This window comes from Microtetraspora fusca, assembly GCF_001570365.1.
Classification (GTDB): Bacteria; Actinomycetota; Actinomycetes; order Streptosporangiales; family Streptosporangiaceae; genus Microtetraspora; species Microtetraspora fusca.
This window is the reverse complement of record NZ_BBYK01000060.1, coordinates 29,671-43,961: the sequence shown is the minus strand read 5'-3', so window position 1 is coordinate 43,961 and position 14,291 is coordinate 29,671. Positions and strand designations below refer to the sequence as shown.

At 70.0% G+C, this 14,291-nt stretch carries 16 protein-coding genes; 9 read left to right on the top strand and 7 right to left on the bottom strand.

What is annotated here, in order from left to right:
- Positions 1 to 75: 75 nt before the first annotated feature.
- From AWQ68_RS28085 to AWQ68_RS28070, 4 genes are all read right to left on the bottom strand, one after another.
- Positions 76 to 432 carry a hypothetical protein gene (locus tag AWQ68_RS28085; protein ID WP_066945624.1) on the bottom strand — a complete coding sequence of 119 codons (357 nt, stop codon included), beginning with the start codon at positions 430 to 432 and terminating at the stop codon, positions 76 to 78.
- Positions 429 to 698 (bottom strand): hypothetical protein, encoded by a 270-nt coding sequence (locus tag AWQ68_RS28080; RefSeq protein ID WP_066945620.1) that lies wholly within the window; start codon positions 696 to 698, stop codon positions 429 to 431. Before AWQ68_RS28080 ends, AWQ68_RS28085 begins: the two co-directional genes overlap by 4 nt.
- On the bottom strand, positions 695 to 1,468 hold the full coding sequence (locus AWQ68_RS28075) for a DUF2637 domain-containing protein (protein ID WP_066945617.1): 774 nt from the start codon (positions 1,466 to 1,468) through the stop codon (positions 695 to 697). Before AWQ68_RS28075 ends, AWQ68_RS28080 begins: the two co-directional genes overlap by 4 nt.
- 486 nt (positions 1,469 to 1,954) lie before the next feature.
- Complete coding sequence (locus AWQ68_RS28070) at positions 1,955 to 2,836, bottom strand: LysR family transcriptional regulator (RefSeq protein ID WP_066945615.1); 882 nt, start codon at positions 2,834 to 2,836, stop codon at positions 1,955 to 1,957.
- Positions 2,837 to 2,995: 159 nt separating this feature from the next.
- Between AWQ68_RS28070 and AWQ68_RS28065 the strand changes: the two genes are divergently transcribed.
- The 3 genes from AWQ68_RS28065 (at position 2,996) to AWQ68_RS28055 (ending at position 6,013) form a co-directional block, all read left to right on the top strand.
- The gene (locus AWQ68_RS28065; RefSeq protein WP_157545819.1) at positions 2,996 to 3,487 is read left to right on the top strand and encodes a hypothetical protein; all 492 of its coding nucleotides are present in this window, start codon (positions 2,996 to 2,998) and stop codon (positions 3,485 to 3,487) included.
- Complete coding sequence (locus AWQ68_RS28060) at positions 3,480 to 5,099, top strand: multicopper oxidase family protein (RefSeq protein ID WP_066945609.1); 1,620 nt, start codon at positions 3,480 to 3,482, stop codon at positions 5,097 to 5,099. Before AWQ68_RS28065 ends, AWQ68_RS28060 begins: the two co-directional genes overlap by 8 nt.
- 206 nt (positions 5,100 to 5,305) lie before the next feature.
- Positions 5,306 to 6,013 (top strand): sigma factor-like helix-turn-helix DNA-binding protein, encoded by a 708-nt coding sequence (locus tag AWQ68_RS28055; RefSeq protein ID WP_218007069.1) that lies wholly within the window; start codon positions 5,306 to 5,308, stop codon positions 6,011 to 6,013.
- A 524-nt stretch (positions 6,014 to 6,537) separates the two neighbouring features.
- On the opposite strand, the gene AWQ68_RS28045 is transcribed toward AWQ68_RS28055, so the two are convergent.
- Positions 6,538 to 7,167, bottom strand: coding sequence for a hypothetical protein (locus tag AWQ68_RS28045; RefSeq protein ID WP_174554158.1), 630 nt, complete (start codon positions 7,165 to 7,167; stop codon positions 6,538 to 6,540).
- A gap of 543 nt (positions 7,168 to 7,710) precedes the next feature.
- On the opposite strand from AWQ68_RS28045, the gene AWQ68_RS28040 reads away from it, so the two are divergent.
- Both AWQ68_RS28040 and AWQ68_RS28035 read left to right on the top strand, forming a co-directional pair.
- Positions 7,711 to 8,526, top strand: coding sequence for a DEAD/DEAH box helicase family protein (locus tag AWQ68_RS28040; protein WP_066945602.1), 816 nt, complete (start codon positions 7,711 to 7,713; stop codon positions 8,524 to 8,526).
- 141 nt (positions 8,527 to 8,667) lie between these two features.
- Positions 8,668 to 8,880, top strand: a complete 213-nt coding sequence (locus AWQ68_RS28035; RefSeq protein WP_066945600.1) for a hypothetical protein — start codon at positions 8,668 to 8,670, stop codon at positions 8,878 to 8,880.
- Between the two features lie 164 nt (positions 8,881 to 9,044).
- Here the strand turns inward: AWQ68_RS28035 and AWQ68_RS28030 are convergent, their stop codons facing one another.
- The gene (locus AWQ68_RS28030; RefSeq protein ID WP_066945597.1) at positions 9,045 to 9,389 is read right to left on the bottom strand and encodes a winged helix-turn-helix transcriptional regulator; all 345 of its coding nucleotides are present in this window, start codon (positions 9,387 to 9,389) and stop codon (positions 9,045 to 9,047) included.
- Between the two features lie 97 nt (positions 9,390 to 9,486).
- Between AWQ68_RS28030 and AWQ68_RS28025 the strand changes: the two genes are divergently transcribed.
- Both AWQ68_RS28025 and AWQ68_RS28020 read left to right on the top strand, forming a co-directional pair.
- A complete protein-coding gene (locus tag AWQ68_RS28025) occupies positions 9,487 to 10,368 on the top strand; it encodes an NAD(P)-dependent oxidoreductase (RefSeq protein ID WP_066945595.1) in 882 nt (293 codons plus the stop codon).
- 123 nt (positions 10,369 to 10,491) lie between these two features.
- A complete protein-coding gene (locus tag AWQ68_RS28020; RefSeq protein ID WP_218007068.1) occupies positions 10,492 to 11,652 on the top strand; it encodes an NAD(P)/FAD-dependent oxidoreductase in 1,161 nt (386 codons plus the stop codon).
- 245 nt (positions 11,653 to 11,897) lie between these two features.
- Here AWQ68_RS28020 and AWQ68_RS28015 read toward each other — a convergent pair whose 3' ends face one another.
- Positions 11,898 to 12,758, bottom strand: coding sequence for a hypothetical protein (locus tag AWQ68_RS28015; RefSeq protein ID WP_066945590.1), 861 nt, complete (start codon positions 12,756 to 12,758; stop codon positions 11,898 to 11,900).
- 148 nt (positions 12,759 to 12,906) lie between these two features.
- Here AWQ68_RS28015 and AWQ68_RS28010 point away from each other — a divergent pair, with 148 nt between their 5' ends.
- Positions 12,907 to 13,470 (top strand): papain-like cysteine protease family protein, encoded by a 564-nt coding sequence (locus AWQ68_RS28010; RefSeq protein WP_066945588.1) that lies wholly within the window; start codon positions 12,907 to 12,909, stop codon positions 13,468 to 13,470.
- A 1-nt stretch (position 13,471) separates the two neighbouring features.
- Complete coding sequence (locus tag AWQ68_RS28005; protein WP_066945586.1) at positions 13,472 to 14,263, top strand: hypothetical protein; 792 nt, start codon at positions 13,472 to 13,474, stop codon at positions 14,261 to 14,263.
- Positions 14,264 to 14,291 lie beyond the last annotated feature (28 nt).

The following is a 14,291-nucleotide window of genomic DNA, read 5'->3' as shown; positions in this document are numbered from 1 at the left end:
CGGCAGCCCGGACGATTTCTATGCGGCGCTGGCCGAACGAGCGCGGCAGGCCCGGAAGGCGTAGCTCTTCGTTGGTTAGCCGCGTCGGGCGACCAGGTCCTCGATGCGGGCCTGGATCAAGGGGAGGATCTCGGTCTCGGCGCGGCTGGTGGAAGCGAGGAGTACGTCGGGGTTGAGCTTGCGGTGCGGGATGTGGGCGAGCTTGTCGCGCAGGGCGATGGGGCCGCTGAAGGCCTGAGTGACCACGCCCGGGGAGGCCTGCTTGAGCATCTCTCCAAAGGTGAGCATGGCGTAGGCGAGGGCGAGCAGGCGCTCCTCGCCGGCTTTGGGCGCGCCGTCGCGCGCGATGTCGGCAGCTCGCGCGAGGGCGGCCTGGGCATCGGTGAGACGGGTCAGCTCCTGCTGCTCGCGGTCGCTGATCGGGACGGTCACGCGGCGCCGCGCATGCCACCGAGTGCTTCGCGTTCCTGGACGTCGACCCCGGGACCGCGAGGGACGACCTCGACGGTAGCGCCGAGGATGCCTGACGCATCAGCCTCGAATGCCGTGACATCGAAGTAGGTACGGCCCTCGTCCAGGCTGGCCACGAGTTCGCCGGGCTCGCCGCTCAGCGTAAAGGAGTGCAGCCCGTACTGTCGTCCCAGCTGGCGGATCGTGGCCGCGTTCGCATGCAGTGTGGCTGCGGTGGCGGCCTTCATCGCGCATCCTCTCCTCTGCACGCTCCGGTGCGGCAAGGCAGGTCCTGATGGGAGACCAGTGTATCTTGGGCCAGCAGCGCGCGGCAGCAGCTCAGCTCGCCGGCGAGGCCGGCCTTCTTGACCAGGCGGCCCCAGCGGGGGCTGCGGGCGAAGGCCTGGGCGATGGCGACACCTGTGGGCAGATCTCCGTCGGCATGGCGGTTCTGTTGTGCCCACCGCCAGGCTTCTCGCTGCAGGGTCCGGCCGTCCCCCATGGGCTCGGTGCACAGTTCGGCGTTCTCCTCGTGATCGTCTTGTAGCTCGGCAGGGGCAGCTTCCGCCTCGACAGCAGGATCAGGGCTGAGGGCAGGCAGGTCTTGAGCCTCTTCCTGCTGCCCGGCGCAGTGGCGGATCTGGGACATCAGGAGTTCGTAGCTCCCGATCAAGGCTAGCGATGACCAGGCGGCGATGATGCGGCCGACCAGGCTGGGCTCGGCGACGGCGACGTTCGCGCCGAGGCTGGCCAGGCTGCCGACCACGAGCAGGCTCCAGGCCAGGAGACCGCCGCGGGAGCCGTACCGGTTGGCCAGCAGGATTGACATCGAGGCGACGACGATCAAGCCGTCGACCGCGAGCGGGATGAGCACCGCTGCCAGGTGATCCTCACCGTGGCGCAGGCAAAGCTCGTGCATGTGCCTGAACGAGACGACCGCAGCGATCGCCGCCAGGAGGAAAACACCGGCGATCGTCGTACGCTGGATGCGACGTACCGCAAGGGAGTTCGAGGCCATCGCTGCTCAGGCCTCCTCGTCCAAGGAGAGGCCAGCGGCAGCGATCCGCGCATAGTGATTTGGTTCCAGACCCCCCTCGGACACCAACCACGTCCCAACAGGGATTCGAAGGTGCGAGGCCGACTGAGGCCCGCACCTTCTTCGTTTCGGGGCCCAGGTCGGCCGGGTGGCCCTCGTGGGCGACGCCGCCTACTGTGCCTCACCCGCCTCGGGGGCCGGGGCGGAGCCTGCCCTGACCGGCGCCTACCGGCTTGCCGCGGAGTTGGCGGGCGGGAGACCACCGGGGAGCCTTCCGCCGCTGCGAGGAGCAGCAGCGCGAGTTGGTCGATATCAAGCTGCGGATCGGCGACAACCTGGGTCTGATGGTGCCCGAGACCCAGGACGACATCGAAGCCAGGAACGCCGCGCTCACCGCAGGTCGGTAAGCCGTGAGACCTCCAAATGGAGATCACCGCCGGCGCACGCCTGCCTCCGCCGTCGCTCCGCCTACTCGCCGGCGTTCCAGTCCCAGTCGATGATGGTGGTGCGCATCAGGCCGGCGGCGGTTGAGAGATGGCTGTCGGTGGCCCAGAGCAGGGTGAGCGTGCGACGGCAGTCGGGGCTGTCGACGGCGATCCAGCCGGCGGGGGCATCGGGGGCGGTACGCCGGGCGAAACCGGGGATGAGACCGATGCCGAGTCCTGCGCTGATCAGGGCCGCGATGGCGCTGGGCTCGTCGCCTTCGCAGACGATCTTCGGTGTGAGACCTCTTGCGGCGAAGAGCCGATCGAGCAGCCGACGTTGCCAGTGCCCCTTGCGGGCGGTGACGAAGGGCTGGTCGGCGAGTTCGTCGATGCTCACCGAAGTACGGGCCGCCAGCGGATGGTCGGGCGGCGTGGCCACCCACACCGCCTCGTCGAGCAGCTGAACCGCCTCAACGCCCTCGCCGGGGATCGGCTGCGAGGCGACACACAGGTCGATGCCCTGGGCTCTCAGGGCGCGGGCCATGTCCTCGGCCGGCATCCAGTGGAGTTCGACCTCGATGGTGGGATGAGCTCGCTTGTACGCCGCGAACGGCCCGGTGAGGGTGAGGAAGGTTTCCGACGCCAGCCGCACGGTGCCGAAGCCCTCGCCGGTGGCCTCGGCGACGGCTCGTCGCCCCGCGTCGAGCTCACCGAGGGAGCGTTCGACGTAACCGCGGAAGAGTTTCCCCGCATCGTTCAGCCGGAGCCGGCCGGCGCGATCGAACAGCGGTGTGCCGAGTTCGCTCTCCAACCGGGCGATGGTGCGGCTCAGCGACAGCTGGGCGACGTGAAGTTCGTCGGCCGCGCGGCTGAGGTGCTCCAGGCGTGCCACCACGAGGAACTGCCTGAGCATGTTCAGATCCATGGCCCTCTCCTCGTTCGTACGCGTCCCTGACCGCCGTGGGGCCGCCGTCATGCCTCCCCGAATATAACGACATAGCAATATTTATCTTGGACAAAGTAACGCGCGGATCATAACGTCGTGGGCGCTCAAAAACCGAGAACAGAGTGAGGAGGACGCCTCATGGTTACCGCGGCCGACAGCGTGGCCACGCCGGCCCGATCCGAAGCCGCGCATCGGACGACGCTCGCTGGGTGGATATTGCGGGCCGTCCTCAGCGCGCACGTGGTTGCGATCGTCGGTCAGCCGGTGTTCGCCGGCGTCTATCTGAGCGGTGACTACGACAGCCTGGGCTGGCATGCGGCCGGCGCCAACGCCGTCACGTCCATCGGCTACCTGCAGGTGATCGCAGCGATCATCGTCTGGATCCGGCTGCGTCAGGTCTGGCCGTTCCTTACCACGTTGGGGGTGGTGGCGGCCGAAACGGTGCAGTACTTCGCCGGCCTGGCCGGGGCACTGTGGCTGCACATCCCGCTGGGGGTGATGACCATCGTCGCGCTCGTCGTGCAGTTCATCGACGTATGGCGCCGACCGCTCCAGCGGCGACCGCACCCCTCCCAGGAGCGGGTGCCGACCGCGGAGCAGCCGGAGCGGAAGGAAGCCGACGATGCGTGAGCGATACGACGACCGATCCGGCCGTGCCCGTGGAATGACCAGGCGCCGGGTGCTGGGCATCGGCGGGGCGCTCGGGGTGATGGCGGCCACCGGGCTGTCGGCCTCGGCCGCGCTGGCCCGCCGGCCGTCGATCACCGGTGCCGAACTGCGCAGTGCCGTACCGCTGCCGCCGCCTTTCCAGGTACCGCTGCCGATTCCCTCCGTGCTCAAGCCGGTCAGCACCTCGGGCGGTGCTGACCGTTACGAGATCACCCAGCGCGAAGCGCGTGCGGAGATCCTGCCCGGTGTCAGGACACCGCTGTGGACGTACGAGGGCACCTTCCCGGGCCCGACGATCGAGTCGCGCCGCGGCCGGCCGATCACCGTGTCGCACCGCAATGAACTGCCCGTGCCGACCGCCGTACACCTGCATGGCGGCCGGACCCCGGCGGCTTCCGACGGGTACCCGACCGACCTCGTCCTGCCCGAAGGCTGGCAGGAGCACTCCATGCACATGGGGCACGGCTCCGGGCATGGCATGCATGATCCGCGGGCCGTGGTGACCGAACTGACGCGGGACTACACGTTCCCGCTGGACCAGCGGCCGACGCTGCTCTGGTACCACGACCACCGGATGGACTTCACCGCCCCCGCGATCTGGCGCGGCCTCGCCGGGCTGCACATCATCCGCGACGACGCCGAGGACTCGCTCGGCCTCCCCGCGGGGCGGCGCGAACTGCCCCTCATGATCGCGGACCGTGCGTTCGCCGCCGACGGCGGCCTCGACTACCCCTCCCTCGACCCCACCCTGCGAGAGCGGCCGGGCGTTCGCGGGCCCTATCTCGCCGGAGTCCTCGGTGACGTGATCTTGGTCAACGGCGCCCCGTGGCCCGTGCACGAGGTCGACGCGGCCCGGTACCGGTTGCGCATCCTGAACGCCTCGAACGCCCGGCATTACGAACTCGAAGCCGTCACCGACGACGGACGCCGGCTGGATCTCGTCCAGATCGGCGCCGACCAGGGACTGCTCGCGGCGCCGGTCACCCACCGGCTCCTGCCGATCGCGCCGGCCGAACGCTACGACGTGATCATCGACTTCTCGGGCGTCCCGGTCGGCAGCCGCGTCAGAGTCGTCAACCGGCTGGGTTCCGGGCGTAGCCGCGACGTGATGGCCTTCCGGGTCGCGCGCAACGCCACCGACGACAGCCGCATCCCGCGCACCCTCTCGAACGATCTGCCGACCTGGCGCCGGGCGGATGCCGTGAGGTTGCGCGACTTCTCCTTCCGCGCCGGTCGAATGGGCGGCGATCACGGATGGCTGATCGGCGGCCTACCGTTCGACCCCGCCCGCTCCGATGTCACAGCACGTCTCGGCGATGTCGAAGTGTGGCGGCTGGTCGCCGACGTCCACCATCCCGTCCACCTGCATCTGGTCGGCTTCCGGGTGCTCTCACGCGGCGGCCGGCCACCGCTGCCCCACGATGCGGGCCTCAAGGACACCGTCTCATTGCGACCGGGCGAAGGGGTGGAGATCATCACCCGTTTCGACGGCTATCGCGGCCGCTATCTCTTCCACTGCCACAACGCCGAACACGAAGACATGGGAATGATGGCCAACCTCGAAATCGTCTGACGCCTCCGCACCACGGAAGGCGACAGACAACCGGGGCCGCCATGCAACCCGGGAGAACTCGTGATTTTGAGACATACGACCCCGTGAACGCCACGTTGCTCACCGCCGGATCGGTTGGCCGGCGTGGGGACGATCACGCATCCCGAGGCGGGCGTCTCAACGGCGATCCGCATGGCCGCCGGGGGCGGCTACCTGCGTGGTGGCCGATGACCCCGGCCGAGCGTGTCGCGTTCATCCTGCACGACGTCTTCCGGTATTCCTTCGCCGAAGTGGTCGAGATCGTCGGCCGTACCCCGGCGGCATGTCGCCAACTGGCCTCGTCGGCCCGCCGTCGTATTCGCGCCGCGCAGGCTCCCGCGACACCGGCATCCCGGCAGACCCGGATCGTCAGGGACTTCAAGCAGGCTTGGGAAGCCGGGGACATCGACGCCCTCATCGGCCTCCTCGACCCCGATGTCACGGTGATCGGTGACGGGGGCGGCCTGGTCAGCACCGCGCTTCGCCCGATCGAAGGCGCCGAGCAGATCGTGCGCTCTCTGGTCCATCTCGAGGGCAGGTTCCGCAATCTGACGATCTTGGAGCGTACGGTCAACGGCCAACCGGGCCTGATCGCTCAGCAGGACGGCGCCACCGTGACGGTGGTGGCGTTCGACAGCGCAGGCGACCGGATCGAGCACATCTGGGCGGTACGCAACCCGACAAGCTCCGGCCGTGGACGATGGGGCCATAGGGAGTGTCTGACAAATGCTGCCCGGTCCGAGCGCGGATCCAGATGGATGGCATCGCAAGGCGGAGAAGGAGGTCGGAGCGGAGCCGCCATGCAACGCGAGAGGCCTCTGACCACGGTCAGAGGCCTCTCCTACTTCGACGAGGAGGTCAGCCCCGGAGCCGCCCGCACTCGGCGAAATCGATGAACGGTGAGGCTCCACAGGACTGGCTGCCGAAGGAATCGCCTGACTGTCGGAATCTCACCGTGTTCCCGCTCCCGGGACGCCTCAGAGACTCGGGACCTCGGGAGTGTCTCCCAACTGGGGAGTCACCTGGGGAGTCTCTTCCATGGGCTTGACGTCCTCATGTACTTCCAGCAAGCAGTAGTGAAGCTGGGTGGTGGCGAAGTAGACCCCACCAACCCTGTAGTTGACGTTGTACCAGTAGTCGCACTCCGCCCTTGTCGTAGCGCTTGCCGGGGTAGCGGACAGCAGGAGCAGCGGGCCCGCCACAGCGGTGACTGCGGCGGCCGCGGCCAATCGGCGAACTCTCATGAGGTGTTCCCTTTTCCGGAGGGCTGGGTGTCATTTAAATGACACGGCCTCATGATTGCCCCTATCTATCGATCTTGACCATCCGCCATCAGGACACCTTTTATCCTTCCCCAGAAGGAGGAACGACGGCCAGAAGGAGGGCGCACGATGGCCAGAAGGAGGACAAGGGCTCCTGGCTAGGGCTGACGTGCGAGTGTCCGGGCCGGCGTGACAATCTGCGGGGGCTCGGGGACGTCCCCTCCCAGGTCTTTTTCGTCGATGACCTCGTCGGCGGGCGGAGCGGCGATGACGAGACGGAATCCCCAGTCGGTGTAGCGCGTGTCGACCCCGAGGAGCGAATCCTTCCCCGCCCCCAGAGCATCGGTGGTGTACAGGCGCGTGAGCAGACCACCGCGGTCGGCCCAGAGCCGCCAGGAGATCGTCCCCTTGCCCTTCTTGTCGACGGGCGCGGCGCCCTTGGAGACCTTGCTCAGCTCCTTGTAACTGATGGTGCCCCGGTACAGGAATCCGCCGGAGACGGGCGTGGTCGTCGAACGCTTCAGCACGGCCTTCAGGATGGACGGGTCGTACACGTTGAACGGCTGCAGGCTGGCGGTCGGGGCCATGTACCGGGTCAGGCCGGCCGACAGGTCTCTCCGGATCCACTTCTTCCCGTCGGGAACCGGCCCCCGATACTGGCCCCTGTCGTTGTACACGTCTTTGCCGACGCGGATCACACGATGGGAGGCCGGCTTCTCGGCTCCCGGCTCGGGAATTTCACGCCAGGTGAAATCGGTGGCCACCGCTCCCGATGGACTGAGCTGCACGCTCCCCCTGATCCGGAACGCGCCTTCGGATTTCTTTCCGGAGATCATGAGCACGGTCTCGGACGTCCGAACGCCGTGCTCGTTCTTGAGCTGCCGTTTGAGCGCGCGCCGGATCGGGACGGCCCGCCTGCGCGGCAGCGGGATTTGCGGCGACCGGTACGGCCGCGATCAGCACGGCGGCCGTCAGGACAACCCATCGCTTCATAGGGGGATTCATCCTCATTTCCGGATTATGGGGGTATTTAACGGCAAAGAAAGCTCACATGGGGTGGATCATTTTTCCAGATGAAACAGGCCATTTCCACACTCCGCCGCACGGCCGACATGATGCACGTCGTCGCGACGCCAGCCGCTTTCACAACCGCCCGCCTCGTCTGAGAAGGAGGCCGGAGGACCTCGGCGATGAGGCGCCCTGAAAATCCATGACCTTCCCCAACTGAAGAAATCCGGCATCTCCAAGGAGGCGAAAGAGCATTCACCCTGCCGGAATCGGTGCACATCTTTCGGGGCCGGTGTCCGGGGCGGTGTGGGCATCATGGAGCGATGGGAGATCTCTCGTCCGTGTTGTGGATCGGCGGCCCGCCCGGGGCGGGCAAGACGACCGTCGCCCGGCTGATCGCGCGACGGCGTGGCCTGCGCTGGTACAACGCCGACGTCCACACCTGGGAGCACCGTGATCGGGCCATCGCGGCAGGGCATCCGGCCGCGATCCGCTGGGAGGCCATGACGCCTGCCGAGCGCTGGTCGGCGGCGCCCGAGGACATGATCGCGATGTCCCTGCACGACGAGCGGGGGCCGATGATCGTCGATGACCTGCGCGCGCTCCCGGAGGCTCCGCTGACCATCGCCGAGGGGACACCGATCACGCCGTCGGTGGCCGGGGCGCGGGCGGTGTGGCTGCTGCCGTCGCCCGAGGTTCAGGAAGCCCGGCTCGCCACACGGGACTTGACCCCGGGGGCGTTGGAACTGTACCGGTCACTGATCCAGGTGATCGAGAAAGAGGTGGAGGAGTACGGCGCCAGGAAGCTGGTCGTCGACGGCCGACGCGGCATCGAGGAGACCGCGGCCGACGTCGAACGGCTCTTCGCGGACGCTCTCGACACCGGTCCGGTGGCCACGACACCCCGGGAGCGGCGGCGCCTGCTGCGATACGCCAACAGGGCCGTCGTCACGCAGCATCTGACCTTCTTCGCCCGCCCCTGGGCCTCGGGGGACGCCCGGAGCGCCGTTCGCGCCTTCGACTGCGAGTGCGGGCAGGACGGCTGTGACGAACAGGTCCGGCTCGCCATCGCCGACTTCCCCACGCTCCCCGACGTGGAGTCCGAACCGGTGCTGGCCCCAGGGCACCGCGCCTCCTGAACCGCCGCTGTCGCCCTCACCACCGGGCCACAGGCGCAGTCGGACATCCGGGAGGATGCGCCCGGGGATCGCTTCGGCGGTCCGGGCCGCCCTCGGGGAGAATCGACCCCAAGAGCCACCAGATGGATCGGAGGGGCTCGGATGATCACGGCTGTACAGGTGATCCTTCTGCTCGTGGTGGCCGTCAGCGTGGCGATCGGCGCGGCCAGGTTCCAGGTGTACTGCCTGACCGATCTCGACCGGCGCGGGTACGTCCGGCTGTTCTCCCGTGAGACGTGGCGGCTGGTCATCCTGGTGTTCATCCCGCTCGGCGGCCTGCTCTACCTGACGTACGGGAAAGCCCGCCGCCCCTGACCGCTGACCATGCCTGCCGTAGGTGAACATCCCCTGTCGGTGCTCGCCCCGGGGGCGGTGCCCGCCGCCCTTCCGAAGCCCGCCGACGGCCCGCTTCCACTCCGGCGTGGGCTTCCGTCGCGTGGGCACCGCGCTCATCGCCGAACCGGCGCGCTGATGGAGCGCTAACCGACGGCCTGCGCGGCGCCGAGGACGTTCTCGCGCCCCCACGCGCCCAGAGGCCCCAACGCCTCGTTGAGCGAGACGCCGAGCGGGGTCAGCGAGTATTCGACGTGGGGCGGCACCTCGTCGTACACCTCCCGGTGCACGATGCCGTCCGCCTCCAGCTCCCGCAGGTGCGAGGCGAGCACCTTCTCGGTCACCCCCGGCACCAGCCGGCGCAGCTCGCCGAAGCGGCAGGGGCGCTCGTTGAGCGCCCACAGGATGAGCACCTTCCACTTGCCGCCGATCACGGCCATCGCCGCGTCGATCCCGCAGACGTACGCCCCCGGCCTCCGGCCGATCGTCATCTCGCGCCCCCTCTGCCTGCTCACTCACCCCCGGGTAACCACGCACTTCAAAGTGCGTACTTGAGCGCCCGGGGGGTCGGCGGCAAGCCTAATCGGCATGACTGACACCGAATTCGACACGCCTCACCTCACCCTTCTCGGGCTCGGCGCCATGGGGACGGCGCTCGCCCGCGCCTGGCTCGCCGCCGAGCAGCCGCTGACCGTGTGGAACCGTACGCCGGGCCGGGCCGAGCCGCTCGCCGCCGAGGGCGCGAAGGTCGCCGGTACGGCCGCCGAGGCGGTGGCCGCGAGCGACCTCGTGGTGGTCTGCCTGCTCGACGACGCCTCGGTCGGCGAGACGCTGGACGGCGTCGACCTGACCGGCAAGGACGTGGTCAACCTGACCACCGGCACGCCCGCCGAGGCCCGCGCCCGCGCGGAGTGGGCGGAGCAGCGCGGCGCCCGCTACCTGGACGGCGGCATCATGGCGGTCCCTCCGATGATCGGCTCCCCGGAGTCGGGCGGCTACGTCTTCTACAGCGGGTCGCAGGCCGTCTTCGGCGACCACCAGAAGACGCTCGCCGTACCGGCCGGCACCAGGTACGTCGGTGAGGACCCGGGCTTCGCGGCCCTCTACGACGTGGCGCTGCTGAGCGCGATGACCGGGATGTTCGCCGGTGTCACGCACGCCTTCGCTCTGATCCGCAAGGAGGGCGTCGTGCCGGGGGACCTCGCGTCGCTGCTGGCCGAATGGCTCACGGCCATGGCCGGGTACGCGTACGGCCTGGCGGAGCACCTGGAGAGCGGCGACTACACCAAGGGGGTGACCTCGAACCTGGCCATGATGGTCCAGGGCAACTCCACCCTGCTGCGAACGGCCGCCGGGCAGGGGGTCAGCGCCGAGCTGCTGACCCCGTTCACCACGTTGATGGAACGCCGTCTCGCCGACGGGCACGGCGACGAGGGGCTGGCCGGTCTGGTCGACATGCTCGCCCGCTGATTCCAGATTGACAGGGTGTCAGGATTCACCGGGTTCTGCCGACGCGGACGGAGGTAGCGGTCACCGGGGGCCGCCGACATGCTCGTCTGTGAGACACCTTGGGTCGATGGTTGGAGTTGTGGCGTGCTGTGCACAGTTGTCGGAGCCGGCGCCTGGGGGCTGTCCGCCGCGGCGGAGCTGGCCGCGCGAGGCCATCAGGTCACCCTGGTCGAGCGTTACGGGGTGGGCAACCGCCTGTCCTCGTCACGCGGACCGACGCGGTTGTGGCGGCTGGCGGACCCGGATCCGCGCAAGGTGCGGCTGTCCTGGCGCGGCCAGGACGCGATGCGGCGGGTGGAGCGCCAGACGGCGGCCACGCTGCACCTACGGCTCGGCCTGCTGTGGCGGGACGCGGGATCGCTGCCCCGCCTCGCGGCCACGCTGCGCGACGCGCGGGTGCCGTTCACGGAGGTCCCGGCGGCCGACGTCGGCCGGTTCTTCCCCGGGTTGGCGGGTGACGGCCGCGACGCGGTGTTCCAGGAGGACGCGGGTGTCGTGCTCGCCGAGGCGTTCCTCGCGGCCCAGGCGGAGCGCTTCCGGGCGGCCGGCGGGCGGCTGCTCACCGGGGAGGCCGCGGTCGCGATCGACGCCGCGGCCCGCCGCCCCGCCGTACGGCTGGCCGGGGGAGCGACCGTGACCGGCGACGCGCTGGTGGTCGCCGCGGGCCCCGGCACGCCCGAGTTGCTGCCCCACCTCGGGGTCTCCGTGCCGCTGCGGCCGTACCTGGAACAGGTGGTCCACTACGCCGGCCACTCCGGCGGCACCGACCGGCTGCCCGGCCTGTTCGACGGGCCCGTGGCGGGCCGCCCCGGCGTGTACGGCATGCCCACGCCCGGGGTCGGCTACAAGGTCGGGCTGGACACGCCGCTGCGCCCGCTCGCGGCGGGCGACGACGACCGCACCCCGGACCCGGCGCGTACGGCCGAGCTGACCCGGCGGATGCGGGCCATGTTCCCCGACATGACCCCCGAGGTCGTGGACGAGCAGGTGTGCAGCTGGACCGACTCCCCGGACGGGCACTTCGTCATCGACCGCGTCGCCGACGCGACGGTGCTGGCCTGCGGCGACAGCGGCGAGGGCTTCAAGTACGCGGCGCTCATGGGCGAGGTGCTCGCCGATCTCGCCGAGGGGCGGCCGGCAGACGACGACATCCGCGCGTACTCGCTCGCCCGGCTGAGCGGCGTCCGCGTCGACCCGGACCGGACGCCGAGCGCGCTCGGGCAGGTCTCCGACCGGGACCTGTGACGGGGGTTCAGCGCGTCGGGGCTCGCGCTTCCGGTGAGGACCAGCGTGGGAACCGTGACGGCCGGAGCCAGGTGGCGCGGCACGACACCGCCGGCGAGGATCTCGTCGTCGTAGGCGAGCGTCGGGGCGATCGCCTCCGGCATGGCCCACCCCGGCTGCGACCGCGTAGGGCGCGGTGTCGGAGCTCTCGCCGCGGCCCCGCCTGTCGTAGGCGTAGACGGTGAAGTGGTCGCTCGCCTGTTGGTTCAGGGCCAGTCCCAGCCGATGCCGACGACGCCGGGTTGGAGCGAGCTCGCGGTCAGGTGGGCGGAGTGGTGGGAGTTGAGGGTCAGCTCCTCGACGGACTCGTCACCCGCCGCCCGCCGGGCGTAGCGCCGCAACCGGACGGGGAGGGCGGCGGGGTGGAAGCCCACCCGGAGCGTGTAGTGGCCGGCGGGGAACCGGAAGCCGCGCTCGTACTCCCGCGCCTCGCCCCCGCTCGGATCGGTCAGCTCGTAGCGCAGGACATGCGTCTCACCGGTCCGCAGCGCCCGGTCGAACAGCAGCTCCGCGACCACGAGGCAGGTCGCCGCGTCCCGGCGGATCCGCCCGATGCGGCAGTCCTCCAGCGCGGTGATCTCGACACGCTCGACGTCGCACTGCGGATCCGCCCGATAGATCATGATGTATCGGTCGGCGCGCTCCTCGTGCGCCTGCACCACCTGTGAGGTCTCCCTGCGGAGGATGCCGCGGTCCGGCCCGACCCGCACGCTCTCGTACATGCCGGCGATGTGCAGGCGCCGGTCGTCGACGACCGCGCCCAGCTCCTCCAGGAGCCGTCCGAGCGCCGCGGCCTGCCGCATGATGGCCGCGTACGGCGCGGGCCCGCGGCGGCGCGGCCGGAGCAGCGAGGTGAGCGAGGTCGGCGGCAGGGCGAGGATCTCCTCCAACGCCGCCACGGCCTTGATCGACTCCGGCCTCTCCGGACGGCGCAACCCGGACTGCCAGTAGCTGAGGCTGCTCACGCCCACCCGCAGCCCGCGCTCCTCCAACCGGTGACGCAGCCGTTCGAGAGTGAGCCCGCGGGCCTCTACGGCCGTCCGGAGCGCGACGTGAAACTCGGGCATACGTGAATATTCACAGATTTTCACTCCTGCGCCAGGTGACGTACGCCGGGATTTCACAGTGAGATCGCCCGGCGATTTGCCCACCTTGTACGGCTTTCGCGAGCTCCGCACGATGCCTTGCAACACCCCCCAACCGCAAGGAGCATTCATGCGGAAGCTGTTCCGTCTCGCGGTCGCCCTGGCCCTGGCCGCGATCGCGTCGCTCGCGATCACGAGCCCGGCCCACGCCTGGACCTGGCGCAGGCTCGACTTCACCCAGCAGGCCCAGCAGTACTCCAACTGGTGCTGGGCGGCGACCGGCAACTCGGTCGCGGCCTGGTACGGCTACGACCTCTCCCAGAACCAGTTCTGCAACCTGGCCTTCAACCGGGCCGCCGACTCGGCCTGCCCCAACAACCAGGCCACGCTGGCCAACGACCAGAACGCCTTCCGGAAGATCGGCATCAGCCCCGGGAACTACGTGTCGGGTTATCTGACCTACGCGGCGATCGTCAGGGAGATCGACGCCGACCGGCCGATCATGGCCCGGATCCAGTGGACCTCCGGCGGCGGCCACATGGAGGTCCTCTACGGATACGACAAGAGCCAGTCCCTCGTCTACTGGAGCAACCCGTGGCCGTCGAGCACGCGCTACAACTGGACGACCTACGACTACTACGTCTCCAACGGCTCCTTCTTCTGGACCCACTCGCTCGACTACATCGGGGCCTGACATGAAGCGACTCACCGTTCTCACCGCCCTCGCCTTCGCTCTCTTCACCGGCACGGCGTTCGCCGCCCCCGACCCGGCGGCCGTGGCCGCCGACCCCGCCCCGCCCACCGCCGCCGACCTCGCGGCCGCCCGTTCCGCCGCCGCCGGCGCCCGGGTGACGCTCGGCAAGTTCTTCGCCACCAAGGGCCGCCCGGCGGCCGACACGTCCGTCGCGGCCGCGGACTCCCCGTCCGTCTCCGCGCGGGTGGGTGAGCAGCCCGTCCCCGTGTACGACCTCAATCCCGCCTTCGTCACCGGGCAGTCCGCGCAGATCGCCCGCTTCGCCTTCCTGGCCACCCGCGCCACCGCGCCGGACGGCCAGACCGCCTCCGTCTGGACCACCCGTACGCGCACCGGAGGGTGGGCGGTCAGCAACATCGCGAGCGGCGACGACGAGCAGGCGTACGCCACCCAGCCGGGCACGGTCTTCCGCGAGCCCCAGGTGAACGCCTGGTACGCGCTGCGCGACGGCCTGGTCGTCCCGCTCAACCCCGAGGCGACCACGTCGATCGGCCCGGCGGGCCTTCCGGTCGCCGACTTCCAGCGCCTGGTCCAGGGACGCTACGCGGACAAGCTGCCCGGATCGGCCTACGACCGCGACGGCGCCGCGGGCGGCTACGGCCTGTCGTCCGGCGCGCCCGCCGCGCCGCAGCCCTCGCGCGGCGCCGCGGGGTGGCTCGCGGCCGGGGCCGGGCTCGTCGCCGCCGCGCTGACGCTGGGCGAGCTGCGCCGCCGCCGTACGTCACGCACGTGAGGTGACACCGTCGGGCGCGGGGCGGGGG